1 protein-coding gene is annotated in these 355 nt (G+C 65.1%); it reads left to right on the forward strand.

All coding sequences use genetic code 11. The features are described from left to right. On the forward strand, positions 1-355 hold a 355-nt coding region (locus tag KUG41_RS15215), incomplete at both ends, for a hypothetical protein (protein WP_216905049.1).

Below are 355 nucleotides of genomic sequence, written 5' to 3' on the forward strand. Positions count from 1 at the left end.
ACCTCGACATCGCCGCCAGCCTCTATCGCGCCAACGGCTCCCTCCTCCAGACCTTCAACCCCGCCGATCTCACCAGCGCCAGCTTCTCCATCAACCTCGATGCCGGCACCTATTTCCTCGGCATCGACGGCGTCGGCGCCGGCAATCCCTTCGCCAGCAACCCCACCGGCTACACCGACTACGGCAGCCTCGGCCAGTACATGGTCAGTGGATCCGTTCAGCCCAAAGTCACCCCCCAGCCCAACACCAACACCGGCACCGGCACCAACACCACCCTCCAGGTGCTGGATCCCAACGGCTCCGTTCGCCTGCTCCGCGACACCGGCTCCGATCTGGTCTCCGTACAGATCAACGG

It is taken from the genome of Synechococcus sp. CCY 9618, assembly GCF_019038415.1.
Taxonomy (GTDB): Bacteria; Cyanobacteriota; Cyanobacteriia; order PCC-6307; family Cyanobiaceae; genus Cyanobium.